This window comes from Kitasatospora sp. MMS16-BH015, assembly GCF_002943525.1.
In the GTDB taxonomy this organism is placed as follows: domain Bacteria; phylum Actinomycetota; class Actinomycetes; order Streptomycetales; family Streptomycetaceae; genus Kitasatospora.
The window spans coordinates 3,919,988-3,942,285 of record NZ_CP025394.1 but is presented as its reverse complement, the minus strand read 5'-3'; the positions used below and the strand labels follow the sequence as shown (position 1 = coordinate 3,942,285).

9 protein-coding genes, 1 pseudogene and 1 riboswitch are annotated in these 22,298 nt (G+C 69.1%); of the genes and pseudogenes, 8 read left to right on the top strand and 2 right to left on the bottom strand.

Translation table 11 applies throughout. The features are described from left to right. Positions 1–45: 45 nt before the first annotated feature. Positions 46–654: a LysE family translocator gene (locus tag CFP65_RS17145; protein WP_104816923.1), complete on the top strand. Its 609-nt coding sequence runs from the start codon at positions 46–48 to the stop codon at positions 652–654. A 107-nt stretch (positions 655–761) separates the two neighbouring features. Here the strand turns inward: CFP65_RS17145 and CFP65_RS17140 are convergent, their stop codons facing one another. Next, complete coding sequence (locus tag CFP65_RS17140; protein WP_104816922.1) at positions 762–3,842, bottom strand: VCBS repeat-containing protein; 3,081 nt, start codon at positions 3,840–3,842, stop codon at positions 762–764. A 418-nt stretch (positions 3,843–4,260) separates the two neighbouring features. Between CFP65_RS17140 and CFP65_RS17135 the strand changes: the two genes are divergently transcribed. Both CFP65_RS17135 and CFP65_RS17125 read left to right on the top strand, forming a co-directional pair. Then, positions 4,261–11,610: a ricin-type beta-trefoil lectin domain protein gene (locus CFP65_RS17135; protein ID WP_104816921.1), complete on the top strand. Its 7,350-nt coding sequence runs from the start codon at positions 4,261–4,263 to the stop codon at positions 11,608–11,610. Between the two features lie 1,366 nt (positions 11,611–12,976). Continuing rightward, positions 12,977–14,242: a transposase gene (locus tag CFP65_RS17125; RefSeq protein ID WP_104816919.1), complete on the top strand. Its 1,266-nt coding sequence runs from the start codon at positions 12,977–12,979 to the stop codon at positions 14,240–14,242. A gap of 313 nt (positions 14,243–14,555) precedes the next feature. On the opposite strand, the pseudogene CFP65_RS17120 reads toward CFP65_RS17125, so the two are convergent. Further along, positions 14,556–15,341: pseudogene (locus tag CFP65_RS17120) on the bottom strand (IS5 family transposase). A 210-nt stretch (positions 15,342–15,551) separates the two neighbouring features. Here CFP65_RS17120 and CFP65_RS17115 point away from each other — a divergent pair. The 5 genes from CFP65_RS17115 (at position 15,552) to CFP65_RS17095 (ending at position 22,252) form a co-directional block, all read left to right on the top strand. Next, complete coding sequence (locus tag CFP65_RS17115; RefSeq protein ID WP_104816918.1) at positions 15,552–16,343, top strand: ABC transporter ATP-binding protein; 792 nt, start codon at positions 15,552–15,554, stop codon at positions 16,341–16,343. After that, positions 16,340–18,301, top strand: a complete 1,962-nt coding sequence (locus CFP65_RS17110; RefSeq protein ID WP_104816917.1) for an ABC transporter permease — start codon at positions 16,340–16,342, stop codon at positions 18,299–18,301. Before CFP65_RS17115 ends, CFP65_RS17110 begins: the two co-directional genes overlap by 4 nt. 137 nt (positions 18,302–18,438) lie before the next feature. Further along, positions 18,439–19,251 carry a pentapeptide repeat-containing protein gene (locus tag CFP65_RS17105; protein ID WP_104816916.1) on the top strand — a complete coding sequence of 271 codons (813 nt, stop codon included), beginning with the start codon at positions 18,439–18,441 and terminating at the stop codon, positions 19,249–19,251. 59 nt (positions 19,252–19,310) lie between these two features. Next, a riboswitch (M-box (ykoK) riboswitch) is annotated at positions 19,311–19,488 on the top strand. Positions 19,489–19,811: 323 nt separating this feature from the next. Continuing rightward, positions 19,812–21,452: an NRAMP family divalent metal transporter gene (locus CFP65_RS17100; protein WP_104816915.1), complete on the top strand. Its 1,641-nt coding sequence runs from the start codon at positions 19,812–19,814 to the stop codon at positions 21,450–21,452. A gap of 110 nt (positions 21,453–21,562) precedes the next feature. Then, positions 21,563–22,252 carry a 4'-phosphopantetheinyl transferase superfamily protein gene (locus tag CFP65_RS17095; RefSeq protein WP_104816914.1) on the top strand — a complete coding sequence of 230 codons (690 nt, stop codon included), beginning with the start codon at positions 21,563–21,565 and terminating at the stop codon, positions 22,250–22,252. Positions 22,253–22,298 lie beyond the last annotated feature (46 nt).

Below are 22,298 nucleotides of genomic sequence, written 5' to 3'. Positions count from 1 at the left end.
TGCACCGGGTGCCGGGGGCACGGGTTGCCGTACGGGGGAGACGAGATGACGGTCGAGTTCCTGCTGACGTCCATGGTGATCGTGGTGACGCCGGGCACCGGCGCGCTCTACACGGTGGCCGCCGGGCTGGCCCGGGGCGCGCGGGCGAGCACGGTGGCGGCCCTCGGCTGCACCCTCGGCATCCTCCCGCACCTGGTGGCCGCCGTCACGGGCCTCGCGGCGCTGCTGAACGCGAGTGCGGCAGCCTTCCAGACGCTCAAGTACGCCGGGGTCTGCTACCTGCTGTACATGGCCTGGAGCACCCTGCGCGACCGCACCGCGCTCACCGTCACCGAGCAGGACACGGCCCCGCGCCCGGCTCGCCAGGTGATCACCAAGGGCGTCCTGATCAACATCCTCAACCCCAAGCTGACCGTCTTCTTCTTCGCCTTCCTCCCCCAGTTCGTCCCGGCCGGCACCCCGACGGCCTGGCTGAAGATGACCGAGCTGAGCGGCGTCTTCATGCTGCTCACCTTCCTGGCCTTCACCGCCTACGGCCGCTTCGCCGCCTTCCGCGACCGCATCGCCGCCAGCCCCCGCGTCACCAACGGTCTGCGCCGCGGCTTCGCAGCAGCCTTCGCAGCCCTGGCGGGCGCACTGGCCCTGGAGGCCTGAGCACGGCGGTCTCGCGTGTTCAGGGGCCCCAGGTCGCGGAGACGCGCGATGGCCCCGCCTCCGGATCGGAGACGGGGCCATCGGAGCGTCAGCTCGGGTGGATCAGGTCAGGAGACCATGTTTCCTTCGATGTTGACGATGGAGTTCCAGCCGCTGAGGCCCCTGACGATGGAGTTGCCGAAGGCGTGGTAGTCACTGGCAGTGGGCTGCTGGCCGAGCCAGAAGTAGAGCTTGCCGTCCGTGTTGGTCGCGAACAGGTCGGCGAAGGACGGGGTCGTCCCGTTGATGTCACCGAGCGAGGTGACCAGCGGGGAGGACGTCGGGTCCAGCTCGCCGATCCTGGTGTCGTTGGTGAACGTAATGGTGGAGCCGTTGCGGGCGGTGGTGAACTGGTAGATCGCGCCACTGGCCTTGGAACGGAACCACAGGTCCGGGATGCCGTCATTGCTGACGTCGCCCGGCGCCATCAACATGCCGTCGTTCAGCGCGGCGGCGGTGCCGCCGCTCAGCGTGGTGGCGACCTTCTGCGGGGAGCCGAGCGCACCTCCGCCGAAGTTGCCCGGGTACAGCCAGAGAGCGCGGACCCCGTTGTACGTCTCGTAGGTCAGCAGGTCGGGGATGCCATCCCCGGTCAGGTCACCGGGGACGAGCAACTGGGTGACGCTCGCCCAGGTGTCGCTGTAACCGGTGCAGTCGCCGGCATCGCACGTCGGACGCAGGACCGGGAGCCGTCCGGTGTTTGCCGTAGCGAAATACTTGTCCGTCGCCGGGTTGAAGGCACCCTGGGTCGACTGGTTGACGTACAGGTAGAGCTGGCCGGCACCCTTGTGCATCGCGAAGAGGTCGTCGAAGCGGTTACCGCTGTAGCTGCCCCGGTGCGCCAGGTAGGTGTTGCTCCAGTCGACGCCATTGGGGGAGTCGATGTTGCTGGCGGCGTACCCGGAAGCGCTGGAGTCCTGGGTGATGTCGTAGAGCCGCAGGCCGCCGTTGTTGTCCACGGCCAGCATGTCCGGGTGCTTGAGCCCGTTGGCGTCGGAGAGCCCATTGATGTCGCCGGGGTAGACGTTGGAGCTCAGGTCGTCCGGGACGTTGACGGTGAAGCTGGCGGGGGCACTCATGTTCCCGGCCCGGTCCACAGCGGCGAACCAGACGGTGTTCGCCCCCCAGGTGTTGCCTTGGATCGTAAAGTCGGAGTTCCCGGGGGCGAGCTTGGTACCCCGGCCGCCGGTCAGGTCGGAGGCGTCACCACTGGTGGTGTAGATAAAGTAGCTGACCCCGCTGGCCGCACCGCCGGTGGGGGCCGGGTCGCCCGCCCCTGTTAGGCGGATGGTGGTGGGCTTGCCGACGGTCTGGATGCCGTTCGGCGTGCTTGCCGTCGGGCTGTTCGGGGCCGTCGTGTCGAGGTAGAAGTGGCAGTTCGGCGACTGGGCGGAGACGTCGATGGTGTCCGTGGTCTTGGCTCGCCAGGAGTACAGGTGCCCGTCGGTGAAGGACGACCCGGGGACGGCGATGCTGCTGGTACCGCCGCCGCCGGACACGCTGTTGCCGGTGGAGCCGGAACTGCCGAGAGTGACCACGTCGCGGCCGGTGGTGTTGTCGTTGACGCCGAACTGCGCGCTGACGTTCTGGGCGCCCCCGTCGGGGTCGGAGACCTTCGCGGAGAACGTCAGGTTACCGACGATCTTGCCGTACCAGCCGTAGCCGCCGTTCTGGTTGCATCCCTGCGGGTCGGCGGCGTTGCCGTTCACCGGGGCAGGGGAGACGACGGTGGAGGTGGGGGCGTTGGGCACCCGGTTGTAGGTCACGGTGAGGGAAGCCGTCTTCGCGAAGCGCTTCCAGCCGTTGCGGGCGGTGTCGGATTCGTCACCGGAGAGCAGGAAGGTGACTGTCCCCGCCTGGTCGTCACCCGCTCCGCCGTCGTTCTGGACGGCTTGGAGGACGTTGAACGAGACGGTGCCGGCTCCACACCCGGTGCCGCCGACGGGCTGGCTGTCCTGGTGGGCGAGCACGGCAGGGTCGTTGTGCCAGGTGGTGCCGGTGTTGATCACCTTGGTGCTGTCCACCGAGATGGGGTACTGGGTGCAACTGGAGTCGGCGGACGTGGTCTGGGTGGTGTTCAGCGCCGCGCGGTACACGTGGCTTGAACCGAGCCAGCCCACGGAGAACTGGTAGAGCGCCTCGCGCTTGGAAAACGGAGCCTGCCAGCCCTGGTAGCCGACTCCCGGGTCCTCGGGGTTCATGTTCCCGTTGAGGTAGTTCTGGTCCGGGAACGCACTGTCGATGATCGTCCACGCGTTGCTGTTCGCGCTCCACGGCACCCACGGCGGGTCGATGGTCAGCGGGAACTTGACCGTGGGGTCGGTGAGCAGCCGCTGGTCCGGCGTGAGCTTGATGTGCCCGTGACCGTCCAGGGTGGTGGCCACCTTGCCGACCTTGGCGGTGGGGAGCGGGGCGTCCGAGGCGGCCGGGGCCTCCGCCGGCGCCTGCCGTGCGGCCAGGGACGGGCTCGCGGCGGGCGCGGTCTGACCGGCGCTCCACATGGTGGCAGCAGGTGAACGGAACACCGGAGTGCCGTCGGGGCCGACAATCTGCGGGCCGTTCGCCGGGTCGGTGGTGGCGGTGAGCCCGGGGCTGGTGTCCAGCTTGAGGCTCAGCTCCGACAGCGCGGGGTTCCGCGCGGCCTCGGGGGTCTTGACCACGAGCAGCTCCGAGACCCCGCCCTCGGGGCCCGCGACGAGCTTGAGGTCCGTTCCGGGCAGCACCTCGCGGTAGGTGGCGCTACCACCGCTGACCTCGGGGGTCGGCAGGGCCGTCGGCCAGCTTACGGAGAGGTGACGGCCGCCGTTGTTGAGTGTGTAGAGCGGGCCCTTGCCACCACCCGAGATGCTCAGCGGGTTGACGGTCGCGGCGGACGAGAACGTGCCGTCCTGGTTCTTGCGCAGGGTGGTGTCGATCGGCACCCACTTGCCGTTCTTCGACGCGCGCTGCGGGGTGGCCGACATGGTCGCGGTGAGCCGCCCGTCGGGGAGCGCGGCGACGGTCTTGTAGGCGTCGGTGGCCTCGGGGATGTCGACTGGCTTGCCGGAATTACGCGCCTTTGCGACGGCGGCATCCGTGGCGGCGGCGACATTGACTGCAGACCGGTCGGCCGGTCGGTTCGTGTCCGCGTGTGCGGCCTGAGTGGCCACCAGGGTCGATATCAGGGAAATGGCAATTGTGACGCTGGCTGATCTGATCTTCATGACGTCCCGTCCGAAGGGGATGGCTACGGGGGAAATTTAGCCAGTCTCCGGGCCTCGTAGTAAAGGGATATCAGAAACACTGCAGGTCAAGTCGGCTGTCAATCGGGATTTCTGTGCCACTGTCAGGAATATCGGGTCGGACTGTGCTGGATGGATCCATATGGGGGCAATTCGGATGGGACAATGCCGATGTGGTCACGATACGAGAACGTTTCGCATGCTTCTCTCGAGAGATCGAGAAACGCTGTCGTTGCCCCCAGGTAGCGTCGATGTCTGCAATGCTGGAACCTATTGTGGGGGAGTTTTGAAACAGTCGAATAACAGAGTCGGATCCTGGGGTGGGAGGTTCGCCGCAGGGTTGGCCATGGCGCTGATCGCATCATCGGTCGCCACCCCCGCGTTCGCGGCCGCCACTCGTCCGACCGACCTCTGGTCCCCGGGCCCACTGCCCGCACAGTCGGCGGTGCCGGGTGTGAACCAGGCCCTTCCGGCCCGCGCAGCCTCACCGGACCGTCTCACCAACTCCAAGGCCCAGGCGGTCGGCTGGCCGGCCGCGGCGTCGGTGAAGGTCACCGTCGGCTCGGGCGGCGGAGCCGCCCCCCGCACGAGCTCTGTGGCGGGCAAGGCAGCGCCCGCTGCGGTCAAGGTGCCGGGTACGGCCCTGAAGATCGGCCCGTCCGGCAGCCTGACTGCGGGTCTGCTACCCGCGAAGACCGGACAGAAGAGCGCCTTGGCGGCACCAGCGGCAGCCACTCCGGCCTCCGTCCAGGTGGCCATGCTGGACCGGGCCAGGGGTGAGCAGGCAGGCGTCAGAGGGCCGGTCTTCACCGTGACCCCGTCGGACAGCAGCGGCGGACGAGTCTCGCTCGAGCTGGACTACTCGGCCTTCAAGGACGCCTACGGTGCCAACTGGGGCAGCCGGCTCCAGCTCGTCCAGCTCCCGGCCTGTGCGCTCACCACGCCGGACCAGGCGCAGTGCCGCACCACCACCCCGGTGGCTTCCTCGGCCAACGACGCGGTCGGCAAGCGCCTGGTGGCCGATGTCGACCTGCCCACGGCCGCGGCTCCGACATCCGGTGGCGCCGCCGTGCAGTCTCGCGCGGTAGCCGCTGCCTCGACTCCTGGGCCGCTGGTTCTGGCGGCCACGGCACCCAGCGGCGCCACCAGCGCTGGCAGTGGCTCTGGCTCCTTCGCGGTGACATCGTTGTCGCCGTCGTCCAAGTGGGCTGTCAACAACTCCGGTTCGTTCACTTGGTCGTATGACATCAAGGTTCCACCAGCTGTGGGTGGTGCTGCACCGTCCGTCGTACTGAGCTACAACTCCGCCACCGTGGACGGGCGGACCTCTGCCACCTCCCCGCAGGCATCACAGGTCGGTGACGGCTGGGAGCTCGCAGCGGGTGGCTACATCGAGCGGTCGTTCCGCTCCTGTGACCAGGACGGTCAGAAGGGCGACTACGACCAGTGCTTCGTCGGCAAGCCCGACGAGCACCTGTCCGTGTCGCTCGGCAGCCACTCCGGCGACGTGATCAAGGACTCCGGCTCCGGTGCCCTCCACCTGGCCAACGACGACGGCTCGAAGATCGAGCTGCTCGGCGGAGCCCCGAACGGCCTCGAGGGTGGTGAGTACTTCCGTCTGACGGACCAGAAGGGCGTCCAGTACTACTTCGGAGCCACCCACCTGCCGACCGGCAACGGGTTCACCACCGCGGACAGCTCCACCCAGTCGGCCTGGGGCGTCCCGGTCTATGGGAACGATCCGGGTGAGCCCTGCAACGACACGACCTTCGCCAACTCGCGCTGCGGCAGCAACGTCGGCTGGCGGTGGAACCTCGACTTCGTCGTGGACACCCACAACAACGTGACGGCCTTCAGCTACCAGCCCGAGACCAACTACTACGCCGTGGGCCCGTTCCACGTGCTGAAGCAGTACGTCCGCAGCGGGTCGCTCCAGCAGATCACGTACGGCCAGCAGGTCGCCGACTACCCGGGCACTCCGGCCGCCCGCGTCACCTTCACCTCGGCCGAGCGCTGTGCCAACACGGTCAACACCGACACCACGCACACGGACACGATCGACTGCAGCACCGCGACGCTCTCCAGCGCCACGGCCGCGCACTGGCAGGACGTGCCGTACGACCAGAACTGCGACTCCTCCAGCTGCTCCAACTACGGGCCGAGCTTCTGGACGACGAAGCGGCTGTCGAGCATCAAGACCGAGGTGTACGACTCCGCCACCAGTGCCTACCGCCCGGTGGACACGTACAACCTCTCGCACTCCTACCCGGACCCGCACGACACCACCAGCCCGGCCCTCTGGCTCGACCAGATCCAGCGGACCGGCACCGACACCGGTGGTGGTGGGCCCGGTGCTCCGCCGCTGCCGCCGGTGACCTTCACCAGCAAGCAGCCGAAGCCGAACCGGGTCGCCGGCTCGATCAGCCCCAGCAACGTGCTGCCGCTCAACCGGTACCGCCTGGGCGGGCTGACCACCGAATCCGGTGAGTCGATCACCGTCACCTACGCGCAGGACAATCCGTGCAACCGGGCCGCGCTGCCCGCTGAGTCGAACGACGACCAGCTCTGCTACCCGGTGCGGTGGACGCCGACCGGCTACGACGCTCCGATCCTCGACTGGTTCTACAAGTACCCGGTGACCCAGGTCGACGAGTCCGACCAGTCCGGCCTCCAGCCGACCCCGGCGCCGAAGACCACCACCTTCGACTACAGCCAGGGCAAGCCGGCCTGGCTGCACAACGACAACCCGTTCACTCCGGTCAACCAGCGCACCTGGGACCGGTTCGGCGGCTTCTCGAAGATCATCACCCGGGTCGGTCCGGTCGGCGCACCGGTGACCCAGAGCGCCACCGAGTACTTCCAGGGTCGCTCCGGTGACCTGACCGGCGACCAGAGCCGCCCGATCCGCAAGCTCACCAACGCTTTCGGCGAGCAGATCACCGACGACCCCGCCGTGGCGGGCATGGTGTTCCAGACCACCACCTACACCGGGGCAGGCGGCTCGCCGGTGAGCCAGACCGTCAACACCCCCTGGGTGTCGAGCCCGACGGCCACCGGTGCGGTGCCGACGGAGACTCCGGCCCTGCCGAACCCGACGGCGCGCTTCACCGGAACCTCGGTGGCCCGTACCCGCTCACTGCTCCACACGGGCGGTTGGCGGATCACCGAGACCGACACCGCCTACGACCCCGCGACCGGTCTCACCACCACGGTGGACGACAAGGGCGAGGTCGACGGCTCGGGCAACCCGGTGGCCAATACGCTGACCCCGAGGTCCTGCACCAGCACCACCTACGCGACCGCAGCTTCCAACCGCCACATGCTGAGCTACCGCGCCGAGGTGCTCACCCTCGCCGGAGGCTGCGGGACGGCGGCGTCCGCCGCCACGGTCCTGACCGACAGCAAGTTCTCCTACGGCTCGCCGACCCCGCAGACCATCGACCCGGCCAACGCCGGTGACGTGACTGCTTCGCAGTCGGTCCGGGAGTTCGACGGCGCTGGCAACGCGGTGTGGACCAAGCCGACCGTCACGACCTATGACCAGTACGGCCGGACCCGGTCCGTCACCGACGCGCTCGGTGCACTGACCCAGACCGACTACACCCCGGCCACCAAGGCCCTGCCGTACCAGGTGGAGATCACCAACCCGATGGGTTGGAAGACCGACACCGTGCTGGACGTGGCGCGGGCGCTCCCGCTCTCCACGGTGGACGCCAACAAGCGCACCGTCAGCATGACCTACGACAGCCTCGGCCGGATCTCGGCCGGCTGGGCCGCGACCCACCCCAAGGCGAGCAACGCCGGCACGCCGAGTGCCCGCTTCACCTACGTGGTGTCGACCAACCAGCCGTCCACGGTGAAGACCGAGACCCTGCAGCTGGACCAGACCTACGCGGTCGACTTCAAGATCTACGACTCGATGATGCGGATCTTCCAGGACCAGGCGACGCCGTCCGACGGCACCGCCGGGGCCCGCATCGTCTCGGACACGGCCTACGACTCGGTCGGCCACGCCTACAAGGTGTCGGCGCCGTACTTCGACGGCACCGGTGTGCCCGGCTCCGGAGTGTTCAGCCCGGCGGACAAGACCACGCCCGCCGCGACGCTGGTCACCTACGACGGCATGGGCCGGGAGATCACCTCCACGCGGTACGGCCTGGGCACGGCCCAAGCCGTGACCACGACGGCTTACCGCGGTACCGACGCGGTCGACCGGACTCCGCCCAGCGGGTCCTACCCGACCACCACGCTGCTCGACGCCCGGGGCAAGACCGCCGAGCTCTGGCAGTGGCACACGCCGACCCTGCCCGGCACCATCACCGATGGTGACTCCGGCAGCGTCGACAAGACCAGCTACCGCTACGACGCGCTCGGCCGCTCCGTCTCCCAGACGGACTCGGTCGGTCGCCACGGTACCGGTGGCACCTCCAACAGCTGGACCACGAGCTACAACCAGCAGGGCAAGGTCACCGTCTCGACCGACCCGGACACGGGCACCAGTCAGAGCAGCTACGACGACAACGGCCAGCTGGTCACCAGTAAGGACTCGCGCGGCCAGGTCGTCTGGCACGGCTACGACGCCCTCGGCCGACCGACCCAGCAGCGTCTGGATTCGGCCACCGGCAACCTGCTCGCCACCTGGGCCTACGACACCGTCCCGGACGGCACCAGCAATGTGCGGGGCCAGCTCGCCTCCTCGGCGAAGTACCCGGGCACCGGTACCGACACGACCCAGTTCACCTCGCAGACCGTCGTCGGCGGCTACAGCACCGGCTACCAGCCGACCACCACCACGGTCAACGTGGTGGCCACCTCCTCGATGCAGGCGGTCAGCTACACCACCACCAACCACTACCTCCCGATCACCGAGACCCTCGACTCGACGGACTACCCGGCGACCGGGGCGCTGAGCGCCGAGACGGTGAAGTACACCTACAGCGCCTCCGGCCTGCCGATGACCATGTTCGGCAAGTCAAGGATGGTCAGCTGGGTCGACTACACCCACCTCGGCCAGCCGATGCGCACCACCATGGGTGCCGTCCCCAACCAGCTGGTGGTCACCAACAACTGGGACCCCTCGACCGGTCGCCTCCTGGAGGCGGTCATGGCCAAGGAGGACGACACCACCGCCTTCTCCGAGGACGCCACCTACGCCTACGACCTGTCAGGTCGGATCACGGGTGTGCGCAACGTCCAGGGCACCACGGGTGTCGACACCCAGTGCTACGCCTACGACTACCTCGGCCGGCTGACGGACGCCTGGTCCGACACCGGCGGCGTCCAGATCGCGGCCAGCCCCTCGGTGGGCAACACCGGACAGTGCGTCAACAGCAACCCGCCCGCAGCCGGTTCGGCGGCGGGGCGGATCGGCGGCACGGCGCCCTACTGGCAGTCCTACTCCTACGACGAGTTGGGCAACCGCCTCACCAAGACCGATCACGACGTGACCGGCGCGGCGGCCAAGGACGTCACCACCACCGAGACGTACAGCCCGTCCGGCACGCCGGGCACCTCCCCGCACCAGGTCCGTACGGCCAAGTCCGGCTCCGGACCGACCAGCACCTACAGTTACGACCAGACCGGCCAGCCGACCACGATCGCCGGCAGCAACGGTGCCAACACCAAGCTGACCTGGGACGCGACCGGCAAGGTCAGCAGCCTCACCACCACCCCGCCCACCTCGGGTGCGGTCACCAGCGGTGGCTCGACCTGCCTGGACGGCACGGCGGCCAACGCCAACTCCGGCCAGCAGATCATCCTGGCGCTCTGTGACCCGTCCTCGGCGGGCCAGCAGTGGAGCTACCAGTCGGGCACCCTGCGGGCCCTCGGCAAGTGCGCGGCCGTCATCGGCACGGGCACCATGAGCCCGGTCCGGCTCGCGAACTGCGACGGCAGCGCCGGCCAGTTCTGGCAGTCCCGCCCGGACGGTTCGCTCTACAACCCGGGCACCGGTCTGTGCGCCGACTCGACGGACGGGACCGGCCCGGGCGCACCGCTGGCGGTCTGGCGTTGCAACAACGCCTTCAACCAGCACTGGGCGCTCGGTGGCGTGGCGACGGTCATGCTCACCAGCCCGTCCAACACCTGCTGGGACGGCACCTCCGCCAGCACGGACCCCAACCAGCAAGTGGTGCTGGCGAACTGTGACCCGTCGGTGGCGGGCCAGCAGTGGTCCTACCAGGGCACCTCGTTCCAGCTCGGCGGCAAGTGCGCGACGATCTCCGGAGCCCAAGCGGCCCTGAGCCCCGTCCGCCTCGCGGCCTGCGACGGCAGCGCCAGTCAGGTCTGGCAGCCCCGCGCGGACGGCACGTTGTTCAACCCGGGCACGGGCCTGTGCGCGGACTCCACCAACGGCAGTGGCGTCGGCGCCCCGCTGGCGATCTGGCGGTGCAACACCGCCTACAACCAGCGGTGGAACGCCTCCGGCATCCACGCCACTTCCTACACCTACGACGCGGCTGGCAACCAGCTGACCCGCACCGACGACCAGACCACCACGCTCTACCTCGGCGCGGACCAGCTGACCTTCGCCGCCGACCGCTCCATCAAGAGCGCTACCCGCTACTACACGATGGGCTCCGCCCCCACCACCGTCCGCGTCAGCCCCACCGGAGGCACCGAGACCCTCTCCTACCAGTACACCGACCCCCACGGCACGGCCACCGACACCGTCGACGCCAACACCCGTGCCCTCACCCGCCGCATGACCACCCCCTTCGGTGAGTCCCGCGGCACCCAGCCCGTCCTCGGCGCCTGGCCCAGCGACCACGGCTTCGTCAACGGTACCCAGGACGACACCACAGGCCTTACCAACCTGGGCGCGCGTGAGTACAGTCCCGCTTTGGGGCGATTCATCAGCTCCGACCCCGTCCTCGACGCAGCCAGCCCGCAGCAGTGGAACGGCTACGCCTACAGCAACAACAACCCCGTCAACCAGAGTGACCCCAGCGGCTTGTGTCCTCGTGACGAGTGCGGCGGGTACGGGCAGAACCCCGGAATGGCAATAGGAACGCACGGGACAGAATCGGACGTGTCTAGGCCGCAACGCGGCGACCGTGGTTTGGATTGTGAAACCCTATGCCACATCCTCGGAATCACCAGCCCAGATGACGAGCAGTTCCTGAATCTCATGAGCAAGATGTACAGCGACACGGACCCGAAGGAGATGGAAAAGCGCAAGAAGAAAGCAGAGGCAGAGGAGGCAAGGAAGGCGCAAGAGCGGGCTCGGAATGACATCCTTGGAAATGCACTCGAGGGGCTCGATATCCTACGTGCCAGTGTCAAGCGCGTGACAAGTACGACGGGATACTGTGTCAGCGGTGGCGCGATGGTCACTGTGGGTGTCGGCGGGTCTGTCTGTTTTGTTTCCGTGAAGCGACCGGACGGGAAGGTGGATTTTGGTCTCACGGCCAGTCCGGGTATCCAGGTTGGTGGAGACGGGGCGGCTGTGGCAGTCGGGCGGGTCGCCGGCAATGCGGATGGGTTCGACCAGCTAGCAGGCAAGGGGGCTTCCTTGAGTTTCGCTGGTGGAGATGGCCTGGGGGTATATGGGCAGTATGAGCAGGCGATCGGAACGGCGAACTCGAGAGGGGATTCAGTCGGCTCCGCAACTGCGGGATTTGGTCTCGGGCTCGGGGTGGGCGCCGGAATCGGATTTGACAACACCATAACAAAGAGGTTGTTTACATTGGGGTGAGGATGTGGCCGGGGCGGAGAAAATTCTCCACCCCGGCCTGGAGCCTGATGAATTTTCTACGAGCTCTATGCTTTGGGAGGCTTCGTGTCGCGGAATATATTTCTGATCTTCTGGGTGATTGTTGCTGGTGGAGGCGGTGTGCTGGTCTCATTCAATTACAAGGGATGGGCCGATATGCTCGTGCGTCGCATGGAGTCGCGTGATGTCGGCGATATCGAGCCCACTAAGCTCCTTGTCATGCGCCTAGTGGCGGCATTCTTTGTGTTCTTTGCGGCTGTTGTCCTCGTCATGCTTCTCGTGTAAATATTCGGAGGAATCTTCGAAGCTCCTGGCGCCTATTGCATGGCCAGCCAAACGCTGGTTCGGTGTAGGGGTGAACCTGTTCACGAGTATGGCTAGCCTTGGACACGCGGGCTCTGATTCTGTTTGCTGCGACGGCCCGCCGGATATTCTGGCGGGCCGTCAGTGCCGATCAGAGAGTGGAGTGAGCGCCACGGGTATTCGTAGGGATCGTAGCGGCGAAATATAGGCGGCTTTCCGATGCCGAGGCAGACCGGAGAGGTGGATGCCGCCGTCGGGCGTCGTGGCGAGGGGCGATCGCCGAGTCGGTTGAAGGGATTTCCGTTGCTCGTCCAGATCGCAGCGAAGTCCACCCGTTGGTTCCTAACGCACGTCCCGAGCCGCACGCGCGCGTGCGGCTCGTCTGCTTCTCGCGCAACTGGCACGGTCAGCCGCGTTTGTCGTATCGGGTGGCGACCGCCCTCGAGTGCTTGAGCTTGTTAATGGCCCGTTCGACGGTGTTCCGCTTCCTGTACCTGTCGTCGTCGAAGCCTGGGGGCCGCCTGCCTCGTGAGCCCTTGCGCAGGCGGGCGGCCCGGCTGTCGGGCGTTCTTCGGGGCCTGCCCGGTCCCGTCCTCGGGACGCGGATTTTCTCCAGCACCGGTTCGAAGTGCGTGCAGTCCGCCCGCTGCCCCGCGGTGACGACCAGGGACAGCAGGCGGCAGCGGCCGTCCGCGCTCAGGTGGACCTAATGGGAACCGAAGCCAGCGGATCACAGACCCGTCCGCTTGTCTTCGGTGGTGATCAGTCGGCACCAGGTCAGAGCCACAAGATGGACCACGGCGCGCCTTCACCAAGAGCCGGCCTCCGGGTGTCGGCCGATCACCACCCAAGACTGCGGTTGACCGAATACTTGTGGTCCGAGCCCTCCACAGGGTGCACCTCACACCTCACCGGGACGCCTCCGAGCTCCTCCGCAGACCGAGGCCCCTGCGGTCAGCTGGGGTCACGAACGACCAATCGGATGACGGGCCCGGAGCCCTTCCTTTAGGAAGTCGCGTGCCTCCGCACAGGCTTTGACCAGCGAATATGTGCATCAGTCGAAAGGACGTGGGAAGCGCCCACAAGGGTGTTCTGCGGGATCGATTGGGCCAGTGACCACCACGACGTCGCGGTGGTCGACGGCGATGGCAAGCTCCTCGGGCGGGCCTGGATCGACGACGACGCAGCCGGCCTGCAGCTGCTGCTCGGCCTCCTGGTCGAGCACAGCGACAGCCCCGACGACCGAATACCGGTCGTGATCGAGACTTCCCGCGGCCTGCTGGTGGCCTGCCTGCGGGCGAGCGGCCCAGTCAACCTGATGGCCGCAGCCCGCTACCGCGAGCGGCACAGCGTCTCGCGCAAGAAGTTCGACCCCCTCGACGCGATGGTGTTGGTGAACATCCTGCGAACCGACGCCGACGCCCGCCGCCAGCTGCCGGCCGACAGCGAACTCGCCCAGGCCATCGCCGTTCTGGCCCTCGCCCAGCAAGACTCAGTTTGGGACCGGACCCAGGCCGGCAACAAGCTTCGCTCCCACCTGCGCGAGTACTTCCCCGGCTACCTCGCCGCCGTCGAGGCCCTCAGGGGCGGTCTAGCCGCGCCGCTTGCCCGCACCCTGCTGGTTGCCGCACCAACCCCGGAACAGGCAGCTCGGCTCACCCGCGCCCAGTTGAGGGCCGTGCTCAAGCGGGCCGGCCGTCAGCGCGGGATCGACCATGAGGTCGAGCGTCTGCATGCCGCTCTGCGGGTTCCGCAGATGCGCCAGCTCCCGATGGTTGAGAGAGCGATGGGGCGCCAGGCCGTAGCCCTGCTGGGGAAGTTCGAGGCCGCCTGCGTGGCCGCGGACGAGCTCGCCGAGGCCTCGGTCGAGCTGTTCGAGAAGCACCCCGACGCGGCGATCATCACCAGCTTCCCCGGACTGGCCGCCCTGAGCGGCGCATGGGTGCTCGCCGAGATCGGTGACGACCGCACCCGCTTCGCCGATGCCAAGGCGCTCAAGGCCTACGCTGGATCGGCACCCGTCACCCGGGCCTCCGGCAAGAGCCGCACCGTCATGGTCCGCCGGGTCAAGAACCAGAGACTCGCAGCCGTCGGCTTTGTCTCGGCTTTCGGCTCACTGCGGGCGTCACCCGGCGCCCGGGCCCACTACGACCGACGGAGAGACGCGGGCGACCGCCACACCTCTGCCCAGCGCAACTTCTACAACCGCTTCTTGGGCTGCCTCCACCACTGCCTGGCCACCGGCACGACCTACAGCGAGACCACGGCCTTCCCAGTCCTGCCGAAGCTCGAACTGGTCATCGCTGCTTGACCCTTAACGCCATCGGATGTCTTGGTGGTGAACCCGCCGCGTGAGCGTCCCAGGCCCTCGCCCCCGGCACCACCTCCGTCAGACGGGCGACGAGACCCTGCCACGGGTTCTCGCCCTGGTGTTCTCCCTGCTCATTGAAATCAGGCGCATCAGGCCAGTCTGAGTGGATTTCTGAAGGGGGGTGAGAATCGCTGCTGGGAGATGGGAGGCTCCGTCCGATAGAGATTTAATGAGCAGAGGCCCCACCGGAATATCACTTCGGTGGGGTCTCTGGCCGTCTTGGCGGCAGTAAGAAGTCATCTCATTTGGAAAGTCAGCGGTAGCAGATGACGGCTGCGGCGATGCTGGCGAAGGCTGCGAAGTGGTCTCCCTTGCGCTCGTATCGGCGGTGGAGTCGGCGGAAGCCGTTCAGCCAGGCGACGGTTCTCTCGATCACCCAGCGGTGTCGGCCAAGGCGCTGGGGAGGAGTCGATGCCTCGGCGGGCGATGCGAGCCGGGATCTGACGCCGTTGCAGGTAGGAGCGGATGAAGCGGTGGTCGTAGGCTTTGTCGCCATGCAGTTTGCTGGGCCTGCGTCGTCTGGGGCCGCGCCTGGAGCGGATGGGCGGGATGGCGTCGGTGAGCGGGATCAGGGCCTGGCTGTCGTGGACGTTGGCCCCGGAGATCGCGAGGGAGAGGGGTAGACCGGTGCGTTCGGTGAGCAAGTGGATCTTTGACCCGTACTTGCCCCGATCGACAGGATTCGGGCCTGTCAGGTCCCCCTTTTCAGGGCCCGCATGTTGACCGAGTCGACCGCGCACCGCGACCAGTCCAGTTCGCCGCGGCTACCGAGTTCGTCCAGGACGACCCGGTGGAGCTTGGCCCACACCCTGGCCTTGCTCCACTCGGTGAAGCGCCGGTGGGCGGTCGGCCCCGACGGGCCGAAGCAGTGCGGCAACTGGGCCCAGGTACAGCCCGAGGTCGCGACGAACACAATCGCCGCCAACACCTCGCGGTCCCCGTGGCGCCTCCGGCCACCGCCCTGCGGACGTACCGGAGCTTCCGGCACCACCAACTGGAACAGCTCCCACAACTCGTCCGGCACCAGACGCTCAACGATCAGCACACCCGGAGTCTACTCAACCGCCCAAATGAGATGGCATCTAAATGACGGCAGCGTGTCGACTGGCCGTGGTGGCTACCGGGCGAGCAGGGTGCGGCGAACTGCGCGATACCTGGCAGAAGCGGGCCGTACGTTCCGTACCCACGCGGGCGCCCCTGCCCGTTAATGGTGCGACCGATCGTGGGGTTGCCTGATAAGAAGTCGATCATGAACAAGAACGACGTGGTGCGCCTGGAGCAGGTCACCCGCAGCTACGGCGACGGCCAGAACGCCGTGACAGCGCTCGGCGGGGTGACGGTCGGCTTCGCGCGGGGCAGTTTCACCGCCGTCATGGGGCCCTCCGGGTCGGGGAAGTCCACGCTGCTGCAGTGTGCGGCCGGGCTGGACCGGCCGGATTCGGGCACGGTGACGGTGGACGGGATCGACCTGGGCACGCTGGACGAGAAGGCGCTGACCGAGCTGCGCCGGGAGCGCCTCGGCTTCGTCTTCCAGTCCTTCAACCTGCTCGGCGCGCTCACCGCCGAGCAGAACGTCGGCCTGCCGCTGCGGCTGGCCGGCCGCAAGCCGGACGCGGCGAAGGTGAAGGAGGCGCTGGCCCAGGTCGGCCTCGGCGAGCGGACCGGCCACCTGCCCTCCCAGCTCTCCGGTGGGCAGCAGCAGCGGGTGGCGATAGCCCGGGCGCTGATCACCGCCCCGCGGGTGCTCTTCGCCGATGAGCCGACCGGCGCGCTGGACAGCACCAGCAGCCGCGAGGTGCTCACCCTGCTGCGCTCGCTGGTCGACCGGCAGGGCCAGAGCACTGTCATGGTCACCCACGACCCGGTGGCCGCCTCCTACGCGGACACCGTGCTCTTCCTCGCCGACGGCCAGGTGGTCGACCTGCTGGACGCGCCGGACCCGCAGACCGTCGCCGAGCGGATGACCAACCTGGAGGCCGCCCGGGCCGAGCGCGCCGCACAGGCCGAGCCGGCCGCACAGGACGAGCGAGGGAACCGGTGAACGGCTTCCGGCTCCTGCTGCCCATCGCCGCCGCGACCCTCCGGCGGCGCTGGCTGGCCTTCCTCGGCTCCTTCCTCGCACTGGCGCTCGGCGTAGCCGTGATGGCGGCGGCCGGGCTGCTGCTCAACACCACGATGGGCGAGGACTCGCTGCCCGGTGCGCCCTCGCTGCACAAGCTGGTCGGCTTCATGGCCGCGATGGCCGGCTTCGTCTCGGTCTTCGTGGTCTCCTCCACCTTCGCCTTCGCCGTGGCGCAGCGCCGCCAGGAGACGGCGATGCTGCGCGCGGTCGGCGCCACGCCCCAGCAGGTGCGGGCCCTGGTGCTCGGCGAGGCCGTGGTGGTGGCCGTGGCGGCGGCGCTGGCCGGCTGCGCGCTCGGTCTCGTGGTGGCCCCCGCCATCGCGGCCTGGCTCCGCGACCAGGGCGCCGCACCGGCCGGCTTCCGGGCCGAACCCGCCCTGCTGCCCCTGCTGCTGGCCGCCGCCGGCGGGCTCGCGGTGGCGCTGCTCGGTGCGTTCGCGGCCTCCCGCCGGGCCGGCCGGGTCCGCCCGGTGGAGGCGCTGAGCGAGGTCGCGGTGGACAAGAAGGTGATGCCGGCGGGTCGTTGGATCGCGGTGGTGGTCTTCCTCGGCCTCTTCGGCTACACCCTCCACACCTTCATCGACATGCCCGCCTCGATGCTGGCCGATCCGCAGTCCCGCGATCCGGAGACCACCCCGCAGTGGGCGCTGCTCTTCGACGTCATGGCGGTGCTCGGCATCGTGCTGCTCGCGCCGGTGCTGGTGCCGCCGCTGGTGCGGCTGTTCACCGTGCTGGTGCCGCTGCTGCCGGGAGCGGCCGGGCTGATCGCCCGGCAGAACGCGCTGGCGGCGATCCGCCGCACCGTCTCCACCGCGACCCCGGTCTTCCTGGTGATCGGCCTGGCCGGTTCGGTGGTCGGCGGCACGGTCGCGTTCAGCGATGCGATGGCGGCCCAGGGCCGGGCGGTGCTCAAGGCCGGGTACGTGGTCGAGCCGACCGACCGGGAGATCCCGTCGGAGGCCCTCGCCGCGCTCCGGAGCCTGCCGGGTGCGCAGCTGACCACGGCCGGCACGGTCAGCCTCACTCACCTGACGCCCGAGCAGCCCCGCCCGGTGGCCGGCCCGACCGACCTGCCCATCCCCGAGGACGGCCTGCTGGTGGACGGCGACCTTCGCTCGGCCTGGAGCCTGGCCACCGACGCCGGTTCGCTGGCGGACCTGCACGGCCGGACGGTCGCGGTCTCCGAGGACATGGCCAGGGTCTTCGGCTGGCAGGTCGGCGACGTGCTGGACGCCCGGTTGGCCGACGGCTCCACCGTCCCGCTCAAGCTGGTCGCCCAGGTGCACCACCTGCTGCCGCACCTGCCGGAGATCGTCATCCCCCGCGAGGCCGTCCCGACCACGTCGGCCGTCCCCGCCACGTCGGCCGTCTCGGTCGCCTACCTGGCCGCGAACCAGGTCCCCGCCCAGCCGGCCGGGGCCCGGATCACCGCCGGCGGCGCCTGGATCGACGCCCACAACGAGCGGACCACGAAGAACGGTTGGATCTCCATGCTGGCGATCCTCGGCCCGGCCCTGCTCTACGCGCTGATCGCGATCGTCAACACGATGATGATGTCCACCGGTGACCGCCTCCGTGATTTCGCCACCCTGCGCCTCACCGGCGGCACCCGCCGGCAGGTGCTGCGGGTGGTCGCGGTCGAGACCACCCTGGTGGTCGCCACCGCGGCGGCCCTCGGCCTGATCGTCACCCTGGTCACCCAGTACGCGACGGTCCTGCTGATCGAGAACCGCATCCTGCCCACCGGCGGGAGCGCGAACCTCGACCTCCCCTGGTCCACCCTGGCCGGCGCCACCGCGGTCTGCCTGGTGCTCGCCCTGATCGCCAGCCTGCTCCCGGCCCGCCTGGCCCTGCGGGCCCCCTTGGCCGGGGCGTAGACAGAACGGGGGCGCGGGGCGCTGCGCGACCAGCCCGCTACGGAGGTGGACGGCTGATCGCGCAGTGCCCGCGCCCCCAGTGGTGCCCCCGCCCCAGGGCCGCCGGGAGCAGCCCGGCGGCTGCGTACAGTGGAGTCATGCCCGAGCTGACCACCGCCCCTGAGCTGCGCGCCGACTGCGCGAACTGCTTCGCCCTCTGCTGCGTCGCGCTGCCCTTCGCCAAGTCGGCCGACTTCGCGGTGAACAAGTCGGCCGGCCAGCCGTGCAAGAACCTGCAGCAGGACTTCCGCTGCGGCATCCACACCAAGCTGCGCACCAGCGGCTTCGCCGGCTGCACGGTCTTCGACTGCCTGGGCGCGGGGCAGAAGGTCTCGCAGATCACCTTCGGCGGCACCGACTGGCGCAGCTCGCCGGAGACGGCCCGGCAGATGTTCGAGGTCTTCCCGGTGGTGCGCCAGCTGCACGAGCTGCTGCGCTACCTGGCCGAGGCGCTGGAGCTGCCGGCCGCCCGCAAGGTGCACCCGCAGCTGCGCGCCCGGTACGAGGCGATCCGGGAGCTCAGCCTGGCCGACGCCGAGACCGTCGTCGCGGCCGACGTGCCCGCCCTGCGGGCCGAGGTGGGCCCGCTGCTCGCGGAGGCCGGCGAGCTGGCCCGCGCCGGGGTGCCCGGCAAGAAGCGCAACCAGCGCGGCGCCGACCTGATCGGCGCCAAGCTGCGCGGCGCGAACCTGCGCGGCGCCAACCTGCGCGGGGCGTACCTGATCGCCGCCGACCTCGGCGGGGCCGACCTGCGCGAGGCCGACCTGACCGGGGCCGACCTGCGCGACGCGGACCTGCGCGGGGCGGATCTGACGGGGGCTCTCTTCCTGCTCCAGGCCCAGCTGGACGCGGCCAAGGGCGATGCCGCCACCCGGCTCCCGGCCGCACTGACCAGGCCCTCCCACTGGTAAATCCTCGGTAAAAGTGGTCTGGGCGTTCCCTGGGAGGGGCTACGCTTGGTGAGGTTTGAAAGGCACCTCGTTCGGTGAGGCGTCTTCACGGACACAGGCCACTGACCCGACGACGTCGAGAGACGCCCAGGTTCAGGACAGATCTTCCCGACTTAAGGGTTGATCCCAAGTGGCTTCCCGCTCAGGCAGCGGGATCACGCCGTGAAGTGCCAAAGCTCTGACGAGTTGGGGTGTGCCGCCCCTTTTCCGGGGGGCTGGCCGCTCCTTGCCGTGTTCGTGCGGCGCACATCTGTGCGCCCCGGCCGGAAGGAGGCGAGAGACATGGATCCCAGCAGTACTAGTCCGGGCCACAAACGGCCCCGACTCCGCCTGTCCTCGTACTCCACGTACTCCACCGGCACGCGGTAACTCCCTTCCTGTCGCAGCGCTTTGACGCACCGTCATGTCCTGGCACGCCCTGGCGCGCCTCGGCATGCCCGGGCGCGATCGGTGCTGCCCGCGCGGGGAGTCGCTGTCGCGTGCCCCCACGCGCCCCCGGCAGGGGAGCAAGGGAGGCCACCATGACCACGACCACCGTCAACCCGCCCACCACCAACACCGCCGCCGTCCTCGACGACGCCCACCTCGGCGACATCAAGGGCGCCCTCGGCACCATCCGGCTGGACGACCACGCGCCCCGCCAGGGCCTGTCCGCCAAGCTCAAGACCCTGCTGGCGATCGTCGGCCCCGGCCTGATCGTGATGGTCGGCGACAACGACGCCGGCGCCTTCGCCACCTACGGCCAGGCCGGACAGAACTACGGCACCCACCTGCTCTGGACGCTACTGCTGCTCGTCCCGGTGCTCTACGTCAACCAGGAGATGGTGCTGCGGCTCGGCGCCGTCACCGGCGTGGGCCACGCCCGGCTGATCCTGGAGCGGTTCGGCAAGTTCTGGGGCGCCTTCTCGGTGATCGACCTCTTCCTGCTGAACGCGCTGACCCTGGTCACCGAGTTCATCGGCGTCACGCTGGCCGCCGGCTACCTGGGCCTGCCCAAGGCCGGGGCCGTGGTGCTGGCCGCCGCGATCATCATCGCCTCCGCCTTCACCGGCTCCTTCCAGCGGTTCGAGCGGGTCGCGATGGCGCTCTGCGCGGCCTCCCTGCTGCTGGTGCCGGTCTACTTCATGATCCACCCGAAGACCTCGCAGATGGCCCACGACTTCGTGGTGCCGAACCTACCGGGCGGCTCGGGCGGGCTCTCCGCCGTGATGCTGCTGATCATCGGCATCGTGGGCACCACCGTGGCCCCCTGGCAGCTGTTCTTCCAGCAGAGCTACGTGATCGACAAGCGGATCACCCCGCGCTTCATGAAGTACGAGAAGATCGACCTCTGGATCGGCATCGCCGTGGTCGTGGTCGGCGCGGGCGCCATGATGGGCCTCACCGCCGCCGCCTTCGCCGGCACCGAGGGCGTGGGGCAGTTCACCGACACCGCCGGCGTGATCCACGGCGTGGCCGAGCGGGCCGGCCACCTGGCCGGGGTGCTCTTCGCGATCGCCCTGCTGGACGCCTCGATCATCGGCGCCTTCGCCGTCTCGCTCTCCACCGCGTACGCGATCGGCGACGTGTTCGGCATCAAGCACTCGCTGCACCGCGGGGTGAAGGGCGCCAAGGGCTTCTACGCCGTGTACGCCGGTCTGGTCGGGCTGGCCGCCGTCATCGTGCTCATCCCCGGTTCGCCGCTCGGCCTGCTCACCGCCGGGGTGCAGACCCTGGCCGGGGTGCTGCTGCCCTCCGCGAGCGTCTTCCTGCTGCTGCTCTGCAACGACCGCGAGGTGCTCGGCCCGTGGGTCAACGGCCCGCGCACCAACGCCTTCACCGCCGCCGTGGTCGGCGTGCTGGTCACCCTCTCGGTGATCCTCACCGCGGCCGTGCTCTTCCCGGACATCAGTGCCGGGGCGATCATGCGGATCATGGCGGTCTGCGGCGTGGTCGGCGTGCTGGCCGCCGGGTACTCCTTCACCCGCCGCCGCACCGGCACCAAGGAGGACCGGATCGACCGCACCGGACGCGAGGACTGGCGGATGCCGCCGCTGGAGACGCTGACCAAGCCCAAGGTCTCCACCGCGTACAAGCTCGGCATGGGCGCGCTCCGCGGCTACCTGCTCGTCGCGATGATCCTGGTGGTTGTCAAGCTCGTCCAGGTCGCACTGGCCAACTGAGGCCCCCTGGGCCACACCGGCCCCGGAGGATGAGATCGTTTAGGGCGGCCCGGCACCGGGCCGCCCTTCGCCCGTGCCGGGCGGGGCCGGATACGGAGGGGGCGGGGGCCATGGCGCGGGTGACGGGGCCGCTGGTGATGGTGGCGGCCAGCGAGGACGTGCTGGCGCACCCCGAGGCGGCCCGGTACCGGCTCACCGAGCTGGAGCACCGGCGGTCCGAGCGGTTCCGTCGGGAGGAGGACCGCCGCAACTTCGTCGCGGCCCACCTGCTGGTCCGGATCGTCGCCGCCCGGCTGCTCGATTCGGCGGGCGGCGCGGCCACCGGCCCGCTGGCACTGGCCCAGCGCTGCCCCGACTGCGGCCTCACCGACCACGGCAAGCCCTACCTGCCCGACCACCCCGGGCTGGAGGTCAGCCTCTCGCACACCCGGGGCGTGGTGGCCGCCGCCGTCGGCACCGGCCGGGTCGGCGTGGACGTCGAACTGCCCCAGCGCGGTGGCCTGGACCTCGCCGTCCTGCAGCGCGTGCTGAGCGGCCCGGAGATCGCGCTCATCCAGGCCCACCCGGATCCGGAGGAGGCCTTCCTGCGCCAGTGGGTCCGCAAGGAGGCGCTGATCAAGATCGGCCGCACCACCCTGGACACCATGGGCGAGATCGACCTCTCCGCCCTCCCGCTCTCCGCCCCGGGCCCGCTGCGCAGCCGCCACCTGGACCTGCACTTCCTGGACTGGACGGACCCCGCCCTGGACGCCACCACGGTGGTCGTGGCCACCGAACCGCCGGTGGTCGAGGCACTCTGAATTCCTCTCAGCTGCGGCTATGAAAAACCCATCGAATTCCTTGCGG